The sequence below is a fragment of the uncultured Gemella sp. genome (assembly GCF_963529685.1).
Classification (GTDB): domain Bacteria; phylum Bacillota; class Bacilli; order Staphylococcales; family Gemellaceae; genus Gemella.
Window position 1 is genome coordinate 35613 of record NZ_CAUSAI010000003.1, and the last position, 19060, is coordinate 54672.

The 19060-nt window shown below is 27.8% G+C and carries 21 protein-coding genes; 8 read left to right on the plus strand and 13 right to left on the minus strand.

What is annotated here, in order from left to right:
• Nucleotides 1-20: 20 nt before the first annotated feature.
• The gene (locus RWS90_RS00995; protein WP_314548064.1) at nucleotides 21-551 is read right to left on the minus strand and encodes a VanZ family protein; all 531 of its coding nucleotides are present in this window, start codon (nucleotides 549-551) and stop codon (nucleotides 21-23) included.
• Between the two features lie 53 nt (nucleotides 552-604).
• On the minus strand, nucleotides 605-976 hold the full coding sequence (locus RWS90_RS01000; protein ID WP_314548065.1) for an iron-sulfur cluster biosynthesis family protein: 372 nt from the start codon (nucleotides 974-976) through the stop codon (nucleotides 605-607).
• Nucleotides 977-1144: 168 nt separating this feature from the next.
• Here RWS90_RS01000 and RWS90_RS01005 point away from each other — a divergent pair, with 168 nt between their 5' ends.
• The 8 genes from RWS90_RS01005 (at nucleotide 1145) to xerS (ending at nucleotide 9816) form a co-directional block, all read left to right on the plus strand.
• Nucleotides 1145-1657 carry an adenine phosphoribosyltransferase gene (locus RWS90_RS01005; RefSeq protein ID WP_314548067.1) on the plus strand — a complete coding sequence of 171 codons (513 nt, stop codon included), beginning with the start codon at nucleotides 1145-1147 and terminating at the stop codon, nucleotides 1655-1657.
• A 23-nt stretch (nucleotides 1658-1680) separates the two neighbouring features.
• Nucleotides 1681-4548: an insulinase family protein gene (locus tag RWS90_RS01010; RefSeq protein ID WP_314548068.1), complete on the plus strand. Its 2868-nt coding sequence runs from the start codon at nucleotides 1681-1683 to the stop codon at nucleotides 4546-4548.
• A 12-nt stretch (nucleotides 4549-4560) separates the two neighbouring features.
• Nucleotides 4561-5202 carry a tRNA (guanosine(46)-N7)-methyltransferase TrmB gene (gene trmB / locus RWS90_RS01015; protein ID WP_314548069.1) on the plus strand — a complete coding sequence of 214 codons (642 nt, stop codon included), beginning with the start codon at nucleotides 4561-4563 and terminating at the stop codon, nucleotides 5200-5202.
• A 156-nt stretch (nucleotides 5203-5358) separates the two neighbouring features.
• Entirely contained in the window at nucleotides 5359-5916 is a 558-nt protein-coding gene (gene efp, locus RWS90_RS01020; protein WP_314084269.1) for an elongation factor P, read from the plus strand.
• Between the two features lie 68 nt (nucleotides 5917-5984).
• On the plus strand, nucleotides 5985-6521 hold the full coding sequence (locus RWS90_RS01025; RefSeq protein WP_314548070.1) for a DUF1697 domain-containing protein: 537 nt from the start codon (nucleotides 5985-5987) through the stop codon (nucleotides 6519-6521).
• 87 nt (nucleotides 6522-6608) lie between these two features.
• Nucleotides 6609-8009, plus strand: a complete 1401-nt coding sequence (locus RWS90_RS01030) for a gluconate:H+ symporter (RefSeq protein ID WP_314548072.1) — start codon at nucleotides 6609-6611, stop codon at nucleotides 8007-8009.
• 117 nt (nucleotides 8010-8126) lie between these two features.
• Complete coding sequence (rpmB, locus tag RWS90_RS01035) at nucleotides 8127-8315, plus strand: 50S ribosomal protein L28 (protein ID WP_003144993.1); 189 nt, start codon at nucleotides 8127-8129, stop codon at nucleotides 8313-8315.
• Between the two features lie 454 nt (nucleotides 8316-8769).
• Nucleotides 8770-9816 carry a tyrosine recombinase XerS gene (gene xerS / locus RWS90_RS01040; RefSeq protein WP_314548074.1) on the plus strand — a complete coding sequence of 349 codons (1047 nt, stop codon included), beginning with the start codon at nucleotides 8770-8772 and terminating at the stop codon, nucleotides 9814-9816.
• Nucleotides 9817-9851: 35 nt separating this feature from the next.
• Here xerS and RWS90_RS01045 read toward each other — a convergent pair whose 3' ends face one another.
• From RWS90_RS01045 to trmL, 11 genes are all read right to left on the minus strand, one after another.
• Nucleotides 9852-10391: a GrpB family protein gene (locus tag RWS90_RS01045; RefSeq protein ID WP_314548075.1), complete on the minus strand. Its 540-nt coding sequence runs from the start codon at nucleotides 10389-10391 to the stop codon at nucleotides 9852-9854.
• Between the two features lie 59 nt (nucleotides 10392-10450).
• The gene (pgsA, locus tag RWS90_RS01050) at nucleotides 10451-11020 is read right to left on the minus strand and encodes a CDP-diacylglycerol--glycerol-3-phosphate 3-phosphatidyltransferase (protein WP_314548076.1); all 570 of its coding nucleotides are present in this window, start codon (nucleotides 11018-11020) and stop codon (nucleotides 10451-10453) included.
• A gap of 294 nt (nucleotides 11021-11314) precedes the next feature.
• Nucleotides 11315-12226 (minus strand): hypothetical protein, encoded by a 912-nt coding sequence (locus tag RWS90_RS01055; RefSeq protein WP_314548077.1) that lies wholly within the window; start codon nucleotides 12224-12226, stop codon nucleotides 11315-11317.
• Nucleotides 12227-12367: 141 nt separating this feature from the next.
• A complete protein-coding gene (locus tag RWS90_RS01060; RefSeq protein WP_399541408.1) occupies nucleotides 12368-14476 on the minus strand; it encodes a DNA translocase FtsK in 2109 nt (702 codons plus the stop codon).
• Between the two features lie 202 nt (nucleotides 14477-14678).
• A complete protein-coding gene (locus RWS90_RS01065) occupies nucleotides 14679-14891 on the minus strand; it encodes a ferredoxin (RefSeq protein ID WP_314548079.1) in 213 nt (70 codons plus the stop codon).
• Nucleotides 14881-15465: an XTP/dITP diphosphatase gene (locus RWS90_RS01070; protein WP_314548080.1), complete on the minus strand. Its 585-nt coding sequence runs from the start codon at nucleotides 15463-15465 to the stop codon at nucleotides 14881-14883. The genes RWS90_RS01065 and RWS90_RS01070 overlap by 11 nt, the downstream gene beginning before the upstream one ends.
• A 10-nt stretch (nucleotides 15466-15475) precedes the next feature.
• The gene (racE, locus tag RWS90_RS01075; RefSeq protein WP_314548082.1) at nucleotides 15476-16270 is read right to left on the minus strand and encodes a glutamate racemase; all 795 of its coding nucleotides are present in this window, start codon (nucleotides 16268-16270) and stop codon (nucleotides 15476-15478) included.
• 14 nt (nucleotides 16271-16284) lie between these two features.
• A complete protein-coding gene (recO, locus tag RWS90_RS01080) occupies nucleotides 16285-17016 on the minus strand; it encodes a DNA repair protein RecO (RefSeq protein ID WP_314548084.1) in 732 nt (243 codons plus the stop codon).
• Nucleotides 17000-17908 (minus strand): GTPase Era, encoded by a 909-nt coding sequence (gene era / locus RWS90_RS01085; protein WP_314548085.1) that lies wholly within the window; start codon nucleotides 17906-17908, stop codon nucleotides 17000-17002. The genes recO and era overlap by 17 nt, the downstream gene beginning before the upstream one ends.
• A 2-nt stretch (nucleotides 17909-17910) precedes the next feature.
• Entirely contained in the window at nucleotides 17911-18384 is a 474-nt protein-coding gene (gene ybeY / locus RWS90_RS01090) for an rRNA maturation RNase YbeY (RefSeq protein WP_314548087.1), read from the minus strand.
• Nucleotides 18385-18580: 196 nt separating this feature from the next.
• The gene (gene trmL, locus RWS90_RS01095) at nucleotides 18581-19054 is read right to left on the minus strand and encodes a tRNA (uridine(34)/cytosine(34)/5-carboxymethylaminomethyluridine(34)-2'-O)-methyltransferase TrmL (protein WP_314548088.1); all 474 of its coding nucleotides are present in this window, start codon (nucleotides 19052-19054) and stop codon (nucleotides 18581-18583) included.
• Between the last annotated feature and the right edge of the window lie 6 nt (nucleotides 19055-19060).

Genomic DNA, 19060 nt, shown 5'->3' on the forward strand with positions numbered 1-19060 from the left:
TTTAGCAATAACTATTAAATTTATAATAAATAAAAAATATCATAGATAATATAGCCTGTAATAATAATCAAAAGAATATTCATATATATTCGTAGTTTTTCTCTAAAAAATAGAGAAACGCTATTTATAATAATTACACCGATAATTGCTCCAACTGTATTATCAATTACATCAGTTATATCAGGAAACCCTATAGTTAAAACATACTGAGTAGTTTCGTAAAATAAACTTAGCATAAATGCTAAAATAATAGCTCTTAAGCCTGAAGAATTTGGAAATATCATTTTCACATAAAAACTAAAAGGAATAAAAAATAAAATGTTTAATATGACCTCTGTTATATCGAAATTCCCATTTTTATATGGAATTATATTTATAGTTCTCCAAGTAATTCCAGGATGTAATAAAACACGTGGATTAGCCATCCAGCTAAAATTACTTTTATATAATAAAGAAATATCCATTTTAGCGATAATTATCCATGATAAAATGAGTAAATATATCATAAATAGTATCATTGTCAATGTTCTGCTGTTTAATATTGTTTTCAAAACATCCTCCTTTATTTATGTAGAATAATATTATAGTAACAAAGCAGCTTAAATTATAATTTAATAATTAACTTAACTTGTTCAGAAATAATTCCCGCTTCACTTTTTAAAAATAGATTAAAATTATTAAAATCAAAGACGTTATTTTCATTGAACATCATTTCATAAAATTCAGGATAGAATGCTTTTCCTAAATTTGTATATAAAGATTTATTATATTTTTCATATTTAATATTCGTGTCATTTTTTCTAACTATTAAAATTCGATATTTATTATAAACTTCACAATGACAAGCAGAGCTTCCATCACTATAAGGGCTGCTTCCATCAACATAATCAATTATAATGTTATATGAGTCTTGATTCATTCCATTTAGTTCATTTAAAACATAATTAATAGCTTCATTTGTAAAAGTAAATTTCATTTCTATTACTCCTTTTTTGTTTATATAAGATATTCTATCACACATTCTTTAAAGTTAACAATATTACACTGTAAAAATAAAAGAATATTAGTGATAAAAATTGCTAATTTTGGCATTTTATAGTATAATGATTGAGTTAAGAAAACATTTAGGAGAAAAGAAAAATAAATGAATTTAGAAAAATACATTTCAATCGTAGAAAATTGGCCAAAAGAAGGAATCAGTTTTAAGGATATTACAACTTTAATGGTGGATGGCGAAGCATATAAATATGCTACTGATCAAATCGTTAACTATGCAAAAGAGAAAAAAGTTGATGTAGTAGTAGGACCAGAGGCTCGTGGTTTCATTATCGGATGCCCTGTATCTTATTCACTAGGAATTGGTTTTGTACCAGTTAGAAAACCTAATAAATTGCCTCGTGAAGTTATTTCTTACCAATATGATTTAGAATATGGTAGCAACACTCTAACAATGCACAAAGATGCGATTAAACCAGGTCAACGTGTTTTAATTACTGATGATTTATTAGCTACTGGCGGAACAATTGAAGCAACTATTAAATTAGTAGAAGAATTAGGAGGAATCGTAGTAGGTATTGCGTTCTTAATCGAGTTAGATGGTCTAAACGGAATAGACAAACTACAAGGTTATGATGTTCTTACATTACTTAAAATGTAATCTACTATGAGTAATTAAATAATATGACATTTGAACTTATAGAAAAGAAATATCTAAAAAATATAAATACAACTGCTTATCTTTATGAGCATACTAAAACTCGTGCTAGATTAGTATTCTTTCAAAACGATGATATAAATAAAAGTTTCAGCATTAGTTTTAAAACTATTCCTTATAATGATAATGGTATTTTTCATGTTTTAGAACATTCTGTTTTATGTGGTTCAGCGAAATATCCAGTAAAAGAACCTTTTGTAGAACTACTTAAAGGTTCTTTTAATACATTTTTAAATGCAATGACATTTCCTGATAAAACTATGTATCCAGTATCGTCTAAAAATGAGAAAGATTTAGAAATTTTGATGGATATATACTTAGATGCAGTATTTAATCCAAACTTAAAAATCAATTCAAATATATTAGCTCAAGAAGGATGGCACTATCACCTTGAAGATATAGATGATGAACTTATATATAAAGGTGTTGTTTACAATGAAATGAAAGGTGCTTATTCATCGGTTGATGAAGTACTAGATCAGTATGTAAGTGAACATTTATTTAGTGACACACCATATAAATATTCTTCTGGAGGGAAACCAGAAGCTATACCTTCAATTACTCATGAAGAGTTTTTGGAAACTTATAATTACAATTATCACCCAAGCAACAGCTATATCTTTTTATATGGTGATTTAAACATCGAAGAATATTTAAATCATATAGATAGTTATCTAAATAACTATGAATATAAAGATTACAGCAACTACCAATTAGTTCGACAAGAAAAATTCTCATCAGAGATCGTCAAACATACATATTTCAATGAAGATACTAAGAATAGAGCGTATGTTGCATATAATTATATTCTTGGGAATAGCAATGAATTTAGTAAAATTGAGAATATAGATATTATAGATGATATTCTTCTTGGAAGTAGTAATACTGAATTTAGAAAGTATTTCATTGATAATAATATTTGTGAAGATGTATATAGCTATATTCAAAAAGATAGAAAAGAAGCAGTCTATTCAATTATTTTCAAGTATGTAAGTGATGATAAGTTAAAAAGTCTTGATACTGAATATAAAGAATTATTACAAGGTATTATTAACAAAGGATTTGATTATGAGCAAGTACAAGCCTCAATTAATAAAAAGAATTTTTCTATTAAAGAGGAAGTCAATAAAACATCTTCACCAAAAGGTGTATCATATGCTATTAGACTATTAAGAACATGGTTATATAGTGAAAATAATATATTCGATGCCTTTGATTTAGATAATGTAATCTCACACTTACAAGAAAATTGTGCTAATAAACAATATGAAGCTTTTGCTAGACAGTTTCTTGTTGAAAATAGTAAACAGGCTGTATTACACTTAATTCCGACATTAGAAAAAGAAAATAAAGAGAAGGATTTAGTTAAATATAAATCTGCTTTATCTGTAAGCGAATTAGAAAACATAGTAAAAAGTACTAAGTCTTTACAAGAATGGCAGAGTAGTACAGATAAGAAAGAAGATTTGGAAAAAATTAAATGTGTTGATGCTAAAGAAGTCGAATTAAAAAATCCATTCGAAGAAACTTTCTTTGAAAATTATAAAGAAATTAAGTTTTCTCATTTTAATACTGTAACTAATGGTATTTCATATTCTAAATTACTATTCGATATAAGTGATTTTGAAATTGAACAGCTTCAATATGCTTCAGTTTTATCTTACTTGTTATTTAACTTTAATACTAAGAATAAATCAGAAGCAGAAATTATTAAAGAGATTGGAGCTAATCTTGGTGGATTAAGTTCTTATGTTGATGTCTTTAGAAAACATAAAAGTGAAGAATGTGAAGTGAAATTTATAATCAGTGCCAAGAACTTAGTAGAGAAAGTAAGAGAATTGGCTAATATTCTTGAAGAAGCTACAATTAACGCTGATTTTGAGGACAAAGAAGCGCTGTACAATGTTCTTCTAGAAATTAAACTTATGTTAGAAAATAAATTTAAAAATTCGGGACATGCGTTTGTCTCACGCCGTATTAGTGGATATTACAATCCTCAAAGCAAATTAGCTTCGTATCACGGTGAATATGATTTTTATGTGTTTATAAGTGAATTAGTAAATAATTATGAACAAAATAGCGACAAAATTAAAGAACAACTATATAATGTTGTAAAATTAATATTTAACCAAGAAAGAGTATTAGTTAACTTTGTTGGTAATACAGAAGAATACACTAATTTCAAAGAAAATATATCTTCATGTTTAATTAAATATCCTAGTAAATTAGATAAACAAAAAGGATTTGAAATTAAATTAGAAGATCAAGGTTATTCTGAAGGCTTTTACTTTGATTCATTAGTTCAATATGTTGGAGTCGGGTACAATATAAATGATTACACTGGTACACATCTAGTCTTACGTCATATTCTAAGCCTAGATTATTTATGGAATAATGTGCGTGTGAAAAACGGTGCCTATGGTTCTGGTGTGATTTTTAATACTTTTGGAGATTTTAATTTATGGTCATACCGTGATCCAAACTTAACTGAAACATTGGATATTTACTATAATGTTGATAAGTTCGTAGCTAATGTAGAAGCTGATTCTAAAGATCTTAACAAGTATATAATCGGTACTTTGAATTCGTTGGATGTATTGATGTCACAAAGTGCGCAAGCTGCATATTCTTTAAACAAATACATCACTAATTCTCCATTTGAAGTTTATGATAAACTTGTAAATGAGATAAAAAATACAACAGTAGAAGATTTACGAAAATTAGCAACAGAATTTGAAAATATGAAATCTAAAGCATATACTTGTGTACTAGGTTCAAAAGAAAAAGTATTAGAAAACAAGCAATTATTCAATAAAACGATAGAATTAAAATAGAAAGGTGCATGAATGAGAGTTCGAAATAGAGCAGATGCTAGAGAGCGTCTAGAAAATAGTCCAGTTGTATTTTTACAACCTAAGGATAATAAGGGAAAATGGAAAGAAGTATTTGGAAATGAAAATCCAATTCATCTAGAAATAGGGAGTGGAAAAGGTAAGTTTATTCATACACTTGCTGAAAGACACCCAGACATTAATTTTATAGCTATGGAGGCACAACCAACTGTCTTAACATTTCTATTAGATAAAGTTGAAGAAACTCATAGAGAGAATTTAAAGTTAATCTCAGGAAATGCTGAAGATCTACTAGAGTATTTTGCTGAAGGTGAAGTTGATCAATTATATCTAAACTTTTCTGATCCATGGCCTAAAACAAGACATGAGAAAAGACGCTTAACATTCCATACGTTCTTAGCTCGTTATGAAACTATCTTAAATGGAAATAAAACAATAGTTCAAAAAACTGATAACCAAGGTTTATTCGAATACAGTTTAATGAGCTATGCTAAATACGGATTTACTTTTAATAGACTTTCTTTAGATTTAACTAATAGCGTCTATGAAGAAGAGAACGTTCATACTGAGTATGAAGATAAGTTTATTAAAAAAGGTAATAGAATCTACATGGTAGAAGCTGTAAAAGAAAAATAAATAATCATAGTTTACGTAAATAACATTATGTAAACTATGATAGGTATTAATGTTTCTTTTACTATAATTTACACTAAAATTATTAGTTTATACCTTGATTTTAAAAAAAAATTTATTTATAATATTATTAATACAATTTAAAGGAGAAATACAATAATGATATCAGTTAATGATTTTAAAACTGGAGTTACTATCGAAGTTGACGGAAACATTTGGAAAGTAATGGAATTCCAACATGTTAAACCTGGTAAAGGAGCTGCTTTCGTACGTTCTAAATTAAGAAATATGCGTACTGGAGCAGTAAACGATAAAACTTTCAGAGCTGGTGAAAAAGTAGCAAAAGCACAAATCAATAACCAAAAAATGTCATACCTTTACTCAACTGGTGAAGCATATGTATTCATGGATAACGCTACTTACGAGCAAATCGAAGTGCCTGAAGCACAATTAAAATATGAATTAAACTTCTTAAAAGAAAACATGGAAGTTTCAATCTTAATGTTTGGTGATGAAATCTTAGGTATTGACTTACCAACAACAGTAGAACTTACTGTAACTGAAACAGAACCTGGTGTTAAAGGTGATACTGCACAAGGAGCTACTAAAGCTGCAACAGTAGAAACTGGATACACTTTACAAGTACCTCTATTCGTTAAAGAAGGAGACGTATTAGTTATTAATACAGCTGAAGGTTCTTACGTATCAAGAGCGTAATTTAAGAAAAATTATAAAACTCTCTATTATTTCGATGATAGGGAGTTTTCTTTTAAAGGAGAATATATATGAGATACTTACTTTTACTTCGTGGAATAAATGTTGGTGGGAAGAATAAAGTATCCATGGCTGAATTGAAAGATTTGATTTCACGTTTAGGATACGAAAATGTTATTACTTATATTAACAGCGGCAATATAATATTTGATGCTAATGATAATAAAGAAACTGTTAGAGAAAAGATATCACATATGTTAGAGACTTTCCCTTTTTCTATAAATAAAGTAATACTGACACAAGAAGAATATTTGGACGAGATATCTAATTTACCTGAATGGTGGTCAGAGGAACTTTTTAGAAGAGATGTTCTTTTTTATAGTGATGCAGTTAATTATTCTGTAATGAAAGAGCGAATAAAGATGATGCCATTAAACGACGAAATGGTTCACTTTGGAAAAAGAGCTGTCTTTTGGGATAAATACAATGAGAAAAACTATTTATCAACTTCATATCATAAATTACTTATGAAAGAGAGTTTTTATAAATCTATTACTATAAGGAATGCTAGAACATTTGAAAAAATTTCAGAATTGCTTAAACATTAATTTCTAAATATATTAAAAGTTGTATATCTTTACTTAAGTTGGCTAATAATGATATAATTACCTAGTGAAAAAATTAAGGAGAATATAATGAAATTAGATAAATTATTAATTAGCTTAGGATTAGTTGTCTATTGTTCTTTAGCAGTTTTTTTAGGATTTTACTCTTATAAATTGTTATTAGTTTTTATTGGTATTAGTGCTCTGATATTTCTTATTACAAAGTTGCATTTTGAGCCATTCTTATCAATATTAATAGTTGCAATTATTCTAGGTTTATTTTTAGGACTTTCCCCTAATACTTTAATCGATTCTATAGAGAAGGGGACCGGATCACTACTAGGACATCTTTCTTTGATTTTAGGATTGGGAGCAATGTTCGGTCGAATATTAGAAGAATTGGGTGCTGTTGAAATAACAGCTAAAAAGATGATAAGTACATTTGGAATCAAAAGAATACAATTAGGGTTACTTATTGCTGGAATGTGTATTAGTTTTTCTTTATTTTTCGATGTTGCTTTTATATTGGTTATACCTATTATATTAGCTGTAGCAAAGGAGCTTAAAATTGATAAAATTTACTTGGCATTACCAGCAAGTATCGGTGTCTTAACTATTCATGCGTTATTTCCACCACATCCAAGTCCTAGTATCATAACTAAGACATTTCATCTTAATATGGCAGAAGTATTTTTCTATGGATTAATAGTTGCAATTCCTACAGCAATAATTGGTGGTCTATTATTAACTAATTCAAAACTAGTTAAAACAATACCTATCACAAAAAATTCAACTAACACTATAAATGTGCTTAAAATTGAAAATCAGATTATGAGTTCATCCTTTGCAATACTATTAATGCTGCTACCTGTTATACTAATTACAATTCCTACAATTTTTTTAGGTATTCCAAATTTACCAACAAATATTAAAGGAATATTATCAATTATAAGTAATCCGGTTACTGCATTAATAATAAGTTTATTAATTGCTATAATTAAATTAATGCAAGTTAAAAGCCTAAGAGCTAGTAGTGTTGTTCCATTGTTAAGTCAATCAATTAAGACAATTGCTGTTGTTCTTTTAATTAATGGAGCTGCTGGAGGTCTTAAACAAGTCCTAGTAGACTCAAAGGTTACAGATGAAATTGTTAGTTTAACAAATGGTTTGAATCTATCTCCAATAGTGATAAGTTTTATAGTAGCAGCAATACTTAGAATATCACTTGGTAGTGCAACTATCGCCGCTATAACAACACTTGCCATAGTAGAGCCACTTGTTCCAACCATTAGTTATTCACCGGTATTTATAATGCTAAGTATCACTGCTGGAAGTATGTTTTGCTCACATGTAAATGATCCTGGGTTTTGGTTGTTTAAACAGTACTTAAATCTGGATTTTAAAACGACATTTAAGACATGGACACTAGGAACAACAGTTTCAGCACTTATTGCTTTTGTTATAATTTTAATAATAACGTCGCTTACATAAATATTTTTTAAATAATTAGTGTTTTTCGCTTGCTATTTATATTTAGTTATGTTATATTATTACTTGTGTATGTAGTAAATGTTATGAATAAACTATTTCCAAAAGGAGGATTAATTCATGGCAAAAGTTTGTTACGTAACTGGACGTAAAGCTCGTTCAGGAAATACTCGTTCACACGCGATGAACGCAAATAAAAGAAAATTCAAAGCTAATCTACAAAAAGTAACAATTTTAGTAGACGGACAACCTAAAAAAGTTTGGGTTTCTGCTAGAGCTTTAAAATCTGGAAAAGTTGAGCGTGTATAATTAAGCGATAAACTTTAAGCTATCTAAGGAAACTTAGGTAGCTTTTTACATTATATTCATTAAAATAATAGAAAAAAACTTCAAAATCAGCTAAATATACTAAATTTTATATAAATAGCCATTTAAATCAATTCTGAGCATTAAAATAAGTTTTTGGAGTAATTATATTATTTTAAATTTTAGAAGGCTCATACGACGTTTAAATAGGTCAGATTTTTGAAAAAGTATAAAATCATAAAAGAATTCTAAATTTCTAAAATTAGGATAAAAAATATAAATAAAATATTGCACTAAAATAGAATAGTACATTTCAGATAAAAATAATTTCTCTTTTAAATATACAAGGGGGGTTAATGATATTGAAAGAAGTATATAAATATGATATAATATATTTGTTCGTATAATACATATTATATGTATAATTTATAAATTCAAGGAGAATGTAGTAATACCAATGAATCAACGTGATTATTATAAACAAAAAATTAACAAAATACTTCCAGAATTTCCTGACTACATAGAAGATTTTATTGACACATATTATGACAATTTATCTCCATTAACTTTGCATAGATATTTAGAAACCTATAAGAACTTTTTAAATTGGACTATCAGAGAAACTATATCTGATGCTGAACTTATTAAAGATGTCAGCCTTTCTACTCTTGAAAATATTTCTAAAAAAGAAATGGAAAGTTATTTCAAGAGTCTATCTCGTGAGCAAGTTAATGGTAAATACCGTAGTCAAACTACTATAAATAACTATAAAGCTGCTATGAGATCACTCTACAAGTTTCTTACTGTAACAAGTGAAACCGAGCAAGGACGTGCTTATTTTGAACGAAATGTAATGCTTAAAATACCTATTAATCGTGTTAAAGAAACATTATCTTCAAGATCAAAGAAAATATCAGAAAAGATATTCCTAGATTCGCAAGATGAAGAATTTTTACAGTATGTTGAATTTGAATATGAACAAACATTATCTAATCATGGAAAATCATTTTTTCTTCGAGATAAAGCAAGAGATTTAGCTATATTAACTCTATTTCTAAAAAGCGGTATCCGTGTCAACGAACTTGCTAATTTAAAAATAAAAGACATAGATTTTTTAAATAGTGAAATTAATGTAGTTAGAAAAGGGAATAAAGTTGATACAGTCATAATTACTAAATCTGCTCTTGATAGACTTAATGAATACATTACTTCCCTACCTTTTACACTTAATAGAGAAGATTACGTATTTATTAGTAAAAACAAAACGGGACTGTCGATAAGAGCCATTCAGAAATTGGTAATGAAATATACAGATGCATTTAATGTTCCAATGTCACCACACAAATTAAGACACAGTTACGGGACAAAATTAGCTCTTAAAACAAATGGTAATATACCAATAATTATGACGCAAATGGGACATTCTAACAGTGATACATCAATGCTATACATTAATGAATCAAAAAAGATTATTAAGCAAAATATTAATAAACTTGATGATTAGTAATAAAGTAAAATAAAAATATAGTTTACATATATTTAATTATGTAAACTATATTTTTCTATAGTATTTCTTATAAATTTCGTTTTACCAGCAGTATATCCCTCTCTATCGTACCTGTATGTTAGTTCTAAATCTAATTTTAATCTTTCATATTGTTTTGCTATTTTTGGATTTTTTATTAAAATATCTCTAAACTTAACTTCCTCAATATCACCTTTTCTTCTTACATGAAGATGGTAGACTTTATCTTGAAAACCATCAATCCCATATCCTTTGACTAGAAAAGCTCTATCGTCTTCTTTCCAACGTAGTTCCCATTCTACATTCAAAATATCCATTATACTATCAAAATCATTACTTTCATTTATTTCTAAAATTATATCTATTATGTCCTTTGAATATATATTTGGAATAGCTGTACTACCTATGTGATATAAACTTATATTGTATTTATTTAGTTTATCCAGTAAATTTGTCTTTTCATCTTCATACAAGTTTGTCCATTCGCTATTATGTTTAACAAGTTTTATAGGGAATTTTCTTTTAAAATCCTCATCTTTTAATATATTATCCATTTACAAAACACCTCTCAAAAAATAAAATTGCTAGGATAGGATAAATCCTAGCAATAACATTATTTAAATACATGTAATGAATTCTTAAAGTACTCTATACCTGATAGAATTGTTAGAATCACTGAAATCCATAATAGTATATAGTCTAATTGGAAACCAATTGTGTTAAATATAGGATTTCCTAATAATATCAAGATAATAGCAATAAGTTGGCTAATAGTTTTAAGTTTTCCTAAAATACCGGCAGGTATCACTTCTCCTCTTTCAACTGCAAGTAACCTAAGACCTGTAACAGCAAATTCTCTTGCAATTACAACAACTACCATCCAGCTATGCATTAAACCTAATTCAACCATAACTATGAAGGCACTTCCTACTAAAAGTTTATCGGCCAAAGGATCTAAGAATTTCCCCATATTAGTTACTAAATTATACTTTCTTGCCAAATATCCATCTATAAAATCAGTCAATGAAGCAAAGATAAATATTAAAGCAGCTATGAAAATATTTATAGTTATTTCTCTTCCTCCAAAAATAGAAATACTTCCTCCCATGTCTACAAGTAAAAAGATTATAAATACAGGTATTAATATTGTTCTAAATAAAGTTATTTTATTTGGTAGATTCATTATTATTACTTACCCTTCTTACATAAATATAAAATTAATTCACTTATAATTATATCATATTCTACAATAAGCTACAATAAAAAATACGGGAGTGACTAGACAAAATCGATTTCTTCGAAATCACGATTTTTGAGTCACTCCCGCAAAAGTTTATTAGATATCTAAAAAGCTTTTATAAAGAGTATTTAGATATCAATAAGCCACTGCGTCCATGAGTTATCATATATACTTTTTTAAAATTCAGGACTTTTGCGTCCGCTCTGTATTTTAAATTTTGTGAATTTATCTTTTTAATTATGCGCCTGTTGGATTAGGCGTTGCTGCTGGGGCAGGAGTTGCAGTAGGATTTGGTGTTTCTGCTGCTGGGGCAGGTGCTGGTGCAGCTGGTGTTTCTGCTGGCGCAGGGGTTGGCGTTGGATTTGCCGGTGTAGCTGGTGTTTCTGCTGGCGCAGGGGTTGGTGCTGGATTTGAGTTACTATTCGTATTCGTATTACTTGTATTCGTATTAGTATTCGTATTACTGTTATTAGAATTAGAATTACTATTATTGCTATTAGTATTAGTATTTGCATTATCTCGTCTATTACTATTTGTAGCATTAGAATTACTATTGTTGTTATTTGCATTAGCAACTGGTGCATTATTATCAGTTCTAGCACGATTAATATTCTGCTTAGTTTCTTGAGAAACTTGACTTCCAACATTAGTTAAAGCTTTTGTTAATAATTCTAAAATCTCATTTAAATCTCTTTGTTTTTCAAATAATACATTTTTATTTTCATTGATTAAAGATTGTAAATCAGATAATTCTTTTTTAGCTTTCTCAACTTTTTCATTATCTTTTTTATCTGTATCATTTAATGTTAACTTATTAATTTTATCTTTCAAATCATTACTAAGTTTTTCTCGCATTTCTTTAACTGTCTTTTCAAAATCATTTCTTACTTTATCTTTATTTTCAGCTGCAATTTCATCTTTATAACCTTGTAATTCTTTAAGTACATTTAGTTTTTTATTAAAATCATTTTCTTTATCAAACTTACTTTTAGCTTCACTAATAACTTTTTCAAATTTCGATTTACTCTTATTCATTATAAATTTATTTGGTGAAATTTGATATTTTTGGTATGCATATGCTGATAAACCAGCAACTGCAATTAAAACTACTGATAGTAGTGCACTTAATAATTTTTTATTCTTTTTCAATTTATTTACCTCTTTCATAAAAAATATTTTTATTTATGTTTACATAAATTATTTTACGTAAACATATAAGTGTTTAAATCTTTTTTTATTATTTTTCAAAATCTTATTATATTTATAATCTGCTACACAAACTTTAATATTTTATTCATAATCTTCTGCGAATTCTTTTTCTAGAAATACTTTTCTAGGTTTACTTCCATCAACTGGTCCGATATAGCCATCTTCTTCTAACATATCTATTATTCGTGCAGCTCTATTATACCCTATCTTAAATCTTCTTTGCAATAAAGAGGCGGATGCTTTTTGAGTTTTTGCAATAAATAATAATACTTCTTTATATATTGGATCTACTTCATCATCTGATGAAACTCCTCCTTGTGAACTTACTTCACTTGGAGTCATATTCGGATCATATTGTGCTTCTGATTGGTTTTTAACATAATCAACAACTTTTTCTACTTCCTCATCTGAAAGGAACGCACCTTGAATACGTACCGGTTTACTTGAATCAGCAGATAAATAAAGCATATCCCCTTTTCCTAATAATGTTTCCGCACCTGATTTATCTAATATTGTTCTTGAGTCAATACTTGAACTTACAGCAAATGCTATTCTTGATGGAATATTGGTTTTAATTACTCCTGTTATTACATCTACTGATGGTCTTTGTGTGGCTATAATCATATGTATTCCTGCTGCACGAGCTTTTTGTGCTATACGAGCAATTGATTCTTCAACTTCTTTAGATGATACCATCATTAAATCAGCTAACTCATCAATTATAACAACTATGTACGGCAGTTCTTTATAATCAGAATCTTTTGCTGCAATTTTGTTATAACCTTCCATATTTCTAACACGAGCTCTAGCAAACTCTCTATACCTATTTTCCATCTCTAACACTACTTTATGAAGTACATCTGCCGCTTTTATTGGATCTGTAACTACCGAAGTAAGAAGATGTGGTATACCATCATAAATAGATAATTCTACCATTTTTGGATCAATCATAATTAATTTAACTTTATCTGGTTTATTTTTTAATAAAATACTAGTAATAATAGTATTTACACACACAGATTTACCACTTCCTGTAGATCCAGCTATTAGTAAATGTGGTGTTTTATCGATTCTTGTAAATATTGATTCTCCTGATACATCCTTACCTAATGTGACAGATAAAGGAGAATTATCTTCATCATTTACAAATACTTCTTTCATTGTAACTAATTCATTAACAGTATTAGGAATTTCAATACCAATTAATGACTTACCTGGTATCGGAGCTTCTATACGTACATCTTTAGCTGCTAAATTCAATGCAATATCATTACTTAAATTTACAATTTTACTTACCTTTGTTCCAGGAGTTGGTAATATTTGGAATTGAGTAATTGATGGTCCTACAATCGCCTTAACAATCTTGACTTCTATACCAAAGTTATTAAAAGTACTTTGAAGGATTTTTGATTTCTTAACTACATCGCCTTTTGTAATAGTTTGTTTTTTCACTGGATTATTTAGCAATGTAACCGGTGGAAGTTGGTAATTATCATAAGATTCTTCTGATTTTAAATCATTTACAACTTCTTCAATTTCACTATTATTTACTCTAGATTTCTTTTGTTTTCTTGTAGATTTTTGGATGAATTGCTCATCATCATTTACTTCGTCTTCTTTAAATTCTCTAATATCAACTACTAAATCTTTGTCTTTAATATTATTATATCTTTTCTCATTTGAATTTTCTTGTTCAATATCTACAGTAGAATATTCATCATAGGTAATATCGTCTTCATAATACTCTGTTGTATCTTCTACATATTCATTTTTATCAAAAGCATTAACAATATAATACTTCAGTTTTAAAACAAATGTTCTATGATTTATATTGAAGTATAAGAAAATCATAGTTATTATCGCTGAAATAATAACAAGTAACGATCCATAATATGATAATAAATAAATTAAAAGTTTCACCGGATAATAGGCTACTATTCCTCCGCCATATCTAGAAATACTATTAGTATATATATCATTAAAAGTTATAAAACTATTACTACTTACAAAAGTTAATTGAAATAAGAAGTCTATAAGTATCAATAAAATACTAACAACAATAGGACTTTTTAACTTTTTATTAATAATATAATATATCGGAGTTGCTATTATAATTATATAAAGAATATAGCTAAAACTACCAAATAAATATTTAAATAGTGAATCAAAAAATTTTCCAATAAAGCCCATTTGTAAAATAGATAATATTACTATAAGAACAGAAATTACAAAATATAAGCCTCTATATGTTTCCTTAGTAAATATAGGAATTACATTATTTTTTGAAGATTTTTTTGATGGAGACTTCTTACTAATGTCTTTATTACTTTTTTTATTTTTTGTAGTTTTTTTAGTGCTTTTTGATTTTTTATTGCTCAACCTTCTCTCCTTTCTAGTCTTCTTCTACATAAACTGCCTCTGTAGGACAGTTTTCTTGTGCTTCGAGAACTAAACTATAATACTTTTCTAAAATTTCATCTTTCATTTCATTATTATCTACAATACAATAAGCAATTCCATCCTCATCATAATCATAGACATCTGGACATATCGCATTACAATTACCGCATGCAATACAATCTTCTCGAATTATTTTAGTTTTCATAATTTTCTTCTTTCAAATACTTTGAAAATTTTTCTAAAGACTCTTTCCTATGGCTAATGCTATTTTTTTGTTCTGGAGTTAATTCAGCAAAAGTTTTTTCTAAACTTGGTACATAAAAGATAGGATCATAACCGAATCCATTATTTCCTCTTTTTTCAAATATTATTTCACCGTGACATTCACCTCTAAAAGTTATTTCACTACCGTCTGGTCTAACAAGAGCTATTACAGAAACGAATTTAGCCTCAGACTTCTCACCATTTAGTTCCAATAAAACTTTTTCAATATTTTTTTCATCAGTTTGTTCTTTGGAATATCTTGCAGAATAAACACCCGGTCTGCCATCTAAAAGAGCTACACTCAGTCCACTATCATCAGCAATTGCAGCTTTACCAGAGTATTCTGCAATTGTTCTTGCTTTTATTAAAGCATTTTCCTCAAATGTAGTACCATCTTCAATTATATCTTCATAATAGCCGATATCTTTAAGCGTTAAAATTTTATAATCATCTAAAATACTTTTAATTTCTTCAACTTTATGAGCATTATTAGATGCTAATATTAGTTCTTTCATTTATTTTCTCCTATATTTCAATAACTTCTGCATTGATTTCTTTATTTAACCACTTAGAAGCAATATTATTAAAATTATCACTATGTTGTGAGATGAAAAATTTATGATCTTTTTTATTAAACTTCTTCTGATGAAGTTTTGCATATCCTAATACTGTACTTACTTCTCGCGCTGCTTCTCTACCAGAAGATATAACCTTAATGTTATTTCCATAGTATTCTTCAATATCTTTTTTTAATATAGGATAGTGTGTACAGCCTAAAACTACAGTATCAACACCTAAAGTATTCGTATTTTCTAATGTTTCTTTAATCATTCGTCGTGTTGCCTCTTTATCAAGATTACCTTCTGTCTCTATAAATGGGACAAACATTGGACAAGCTTTATCAAAGACAATAATATCAGAATTTATGTTTTCTATTTCTAGATCATAAACTTTTGAATTTGCTGTAAATTTAGTTCCTAAAACAAGTACTTTTTTATTTTCTGTTGCTTGAATAGCACGTCTTGCACCTGGTTGAACAACTCCTATTATTGGTACATCATATTTACCTTGTAAATATTCTAACGCAGCGGCTGTGGCTGTATTACACGCTAGGACTATCATCTTAACACCTTTATTTATCAAGAATTTCACTGCTCTATCCGTATTTACTATTATCTCTTCCTTATTTTTATCTCCATATGGACAGTTTTTAACATCTCCGAAATAATAAATAGTTTCGTTAGGTAATTGTCTCATAATTTCACGAGCAACTGTTAAACCACCTACTCCACTATCAAATACTCCTATTGCATTATTCATATAAAGCCTCTTTCTTAATTAGAACTAAGCATTTCTTCAAGTTCTAATATTTTAGTATAAGATTTAGTTTCTATTCCTATGAATTCTTTAAATAAAATATTTAAGAAAGAAAATAGGCGAAGTAAATCTTTATTATCAATTTCTAAACCTTCTAAAAAGTTTATATTTTTAACAGTCATATAATATGTCAGTTTTACTAAAGAATCATTTAATCCATATACACTTTGATCTATGTTAAATTTATCCACAAAACTACTCTTAAAAAAACTATAACCAATATAACTATACTCTGTTTTTTGATATTTAAACATGAATCCTTGTTCTTTTAATATTTGACATAAATAATAATTTAAAACTAGCTTTTCCGAAATATCATCTTCTATTTTTTCTAAACATAGTTTTAGTAACTTATACATATTAATAGAACTATCATTAATTAAGTTAACATACTCTAACATATTCGATACATAACTATTTTTCAAAATATCATAAACTATATTAGTATATGTATTTTCAATTTCTAAATTTGTTATTTTATTCATACCATTTGTAGGAAAGAAATTTATTGATACTTCATAAGGTGTGCTAACTTTTATTTTCTTTTTACTTTTATGTACATTCTCATAAAAGAAACTCTCTATATTTCCATGTTTTGTCAATACATGTAGTATTTCATGATAATCTTTATATCTTATTTTTTTTATTATAATTCCTGTTACGTAGTTTCTATTAGTCAAAGATATCATCCCTATAACCTAAATCACGAATTTGATTTGGTTTTGATCTCCAATTATCAATCACTTTGACCCAAAGTTCTAAAAATACTTTTTCCCCAAGAAGAACTTCAATATCTTTTCTTGCTCTTGAGCCTATTTCTTTAATCATTTTACCTTGTTTACCAATAATCATACCTTTTTGTGATTTTCTTTCAACAACAATAGTAGCGATGATATTTTTCTTTTTGCCTGGTTGTTTTTCAATTCTATCAATAACAACGGCAATTGAATGTGGAATTTCTTGTTCTGTTAATTGTAATACTTTTTCTCGTATAAATTCCGAAATTACAAAATATTCAGGTGAATCAGTTATCACGTCATCAGGATACATTTTATAACTTGGTTGTAAGTATTTTTTAGTTGTATTTAATAGATTATCAACATTTATTGATTTAAGCGCAGAAATCGGAACTATTTCCACAAAGTCATACAAATCTTTGTAAAATTCAATTATTTGAATTAATTGTTCAGGTGAAATTAAATCGATTTTATTAATCAATAGAAACGTTGGAACTTTTAACTCTTTAACAATATTAATCAGATGTTGATCTCCAGGTCCAAATTTTTCACTAGCATTAATGATTAGATATACTATCTCTGACTCCTGTATTGCACTACTAGCAAGTTTCATCATATAGTCACCTAGTCTATGTTTTGGTTTATGAATACCAGGTGTATCTATAAATACGATTTGAGAATCATTGTCTGTATAAACACCATTAATAATATTTCTAGTAGTTTGTGGTTTATCAGACATAATTGCAATTTTTTGTTGTAATATGTTGTTTAATAGCGTTGATTTACCGGCATTAGGTCTACCTATAATTGTGACAAAACCCGTTTTAATTTGTTCTTCAAACATGCTTATCTCCTTAAACCAAATTTCTCTAAGATTTCATCTTGTTTAGCAAACATTTCTTTTTCATCTTCTTCAGTCATGTGATCATATCCTAATAGGTGTAGAAATCCATGGACAGCAAGAAAACCTATTTCTCTATCGAAACTATGTTCATACTCTTTAGCCTGTTCATGTGCAATGTCAACACAGATAATTACATCTCCAATTGAATTAATTTCATCTTCAAGACCAATAATATCAATTTCATCTTCGACTTCATCGTTTAATGCAAAAGAAATAACATCAGTAGGAACATCTTTTCCTCTATAATCACGATTAATTTCTTGTATTTCATCTTTACTTACAAAAGACAATGACATCTCAGTAATTTCAGTATCAACATTTTCATACTCGGCAGCACATTCCAATAATTTTAGTAACATCTCTTTAGTACTGTCTTCAACTAAGTTATTATCATCTATAATATCAACAAATGTCATGTTTATCTCCTTTTATATTCTTGTAAATAGGTAGTGACTTATATATCGTGTTTTCGAAGAAATCGATGTCGAGTCACACCTCAGAAAATTTATTAGATATCTAAAAACCTTTTTTTGAAAAAATTAGATATCAATAAATCACGGTATCTATATGTTCTTAATATATTTTTGGGGATAACCCAAAATAATCCGCATATTACTGTAATTTATTAAAATTTTGTTGTCTTAATGCTTCATAAATTACTAAAGCAGCAGTATTCGACAAGTTTAATGAACGAACATTTTCACTCATTGGAATACGTAATGCTTGTTCACTATATTTTTCTCTAAAATCTTTGGGTAGTCCTTTTGTTTCTCTTCCAAAAATAAAGTAAATATCTTCATTATTTTCATTTGAAAAATCAAAATCACAGTAATTTTTTGAACCAAATTTAGTGATTAAAAAATAATTCTTATCATTTGTAGCTTCCAAAAATTCATCAAAACTATCCCACACAACTAAATCTAAATTATCCCAATAATCTAAACCGGCTCTTTTAACATGCTTATCATCAATTGAAAAACCCAATGGTCTTATTAAGTGTAATCTTGTATTAGTTCCCACGCACGTACGAGCAATATTTCCAGTATTAGCCGGGATTTCTGGTTGGAATAAAACTATATTATTCATAAAATA

Bases quoted from the DNA above. Each gene is read 5' to 3' on its own strand.
- RWS90_RS01000 (WP_314548065.1), bottom strand. From the start codon at position 976: ATGAAATTTACTTTTACAAATGAAGCTATTAATTATGTTTTAAATGAA.
- RWS90_RS01005 (WP_314548067.1), top strand. From the start codon at position 1,145: ATGAATTTAGAAAAATACATTTCAATCGTAGAAAATTGGCCAAAAGAA.
- RWS90_RS01010 (WP_314548068.1), top strand. From the start codon at position 1,681: ATGACATTTGAACTTATAGAAAAGAAATATCTAAAAAATATAAATACA.
- trmB (WP_314548069.1), top strand. From the start codon at position 4,561: ATGAGAGTTCGAAATAGAGCAGATGCTAGAGAGCGTCTAGAAAATAGT.
- efp (WP_314084269.1), top strand. From the start codon at position 5,359: ATGATATCAGTTAATGATTTTAAAACTGGAGTTACTATCGAAGTTGAC.
- RWS90_RS01025 (WP_314548070.1), top strand. From the start codon at position 5,985: ATGAGATACTTACTTTTACTTCGTGGAATAAATGTTGGTGGGAAGAAT.
- RWS90_RS01030 (WP_314548072.1), top strand. From the start codon at position 6,609: ATGAAATTAGATAAATTATTAATTAGCTTAGGATTAGTTGTCTATTGT.
- rpmB (WP_003144993.1), top strand. From the start codon at position 8,127: ATGGCAAAAGTTTGTTACGTAACTGGACGTAAAGCTCGTTCAGGAAAT.
- xerS (WP_314548074.1), top strand. From the start codon at position 8,770: ATGAATCAACGTGATTATTATAAACAAAAAATTAACAAAATACTTCCA.
- RWS90_RS01045 (WP_314548075.1), bottom strand. From the start codon at position 10,391: ATGGATAATATATTAAAAGATGAGGATTTTAAAAGAAAATTCCCTATA.
- pgsA (WP_314548076.1), bottom strand. From the start codon at position 11,020: ATGAATCTACCAAATAAAATAACTTTATTTAGAACAATATTAATACCT.
- RWS90_RS01060 (WP_399541408.1), bottom strand. From the start codon at position 14,476: ATGGGCTTTATTGGAAAATTTTTTGATTCACTATTTAAATATTTATTT.
- RWS90_RS01065 (WP_314548079.1), bottom strand. From the start codon at position 14,891: ATGAAAACTAAAATAATTCGAGAAGATTGTATTGCATGCGGTAATTGT.
- RWS90_RS01070 (WP_314548080.1), bottom strand. From the start codon at position 15,465: ATGAAAGAACTAATATTAGCATCTAATAATGCTCATAAAGTTGAAGAA.
- racE (WP_314548082.1), bottom strand. From the start codon at position 16,270: ATGAATAATGCAATAGGAGTATTTGATAGTGGAGTAGGTGGTTTAACA.
- recO (WP_314548084.1), bottom strand. From the start codon at position 17,016: ATGATATCTTTGACTAATAGAAACTACGTAACAGGAATTATAATAAAA.
- era (WP_314548085.1), bottom strand. From the start codon at position 17,908: ATGTTTGAAGAACAAATTAAAACGGGTTTTGTCACAATTATAGGTAGA.
- ybeY (WP_314548087.1), bottom strand. From the start codon at position 18,384: ATGACATTTGTTGATATTATAGATGATAATAACTTAGTTGAAGACAGT.
- trmL (WP_314548088.1), bottom strand. From the start codon at position 19,054: ATGAATAATATAGTTTTATTCCAACCAGAAATCCCGGCTAATACTGGA.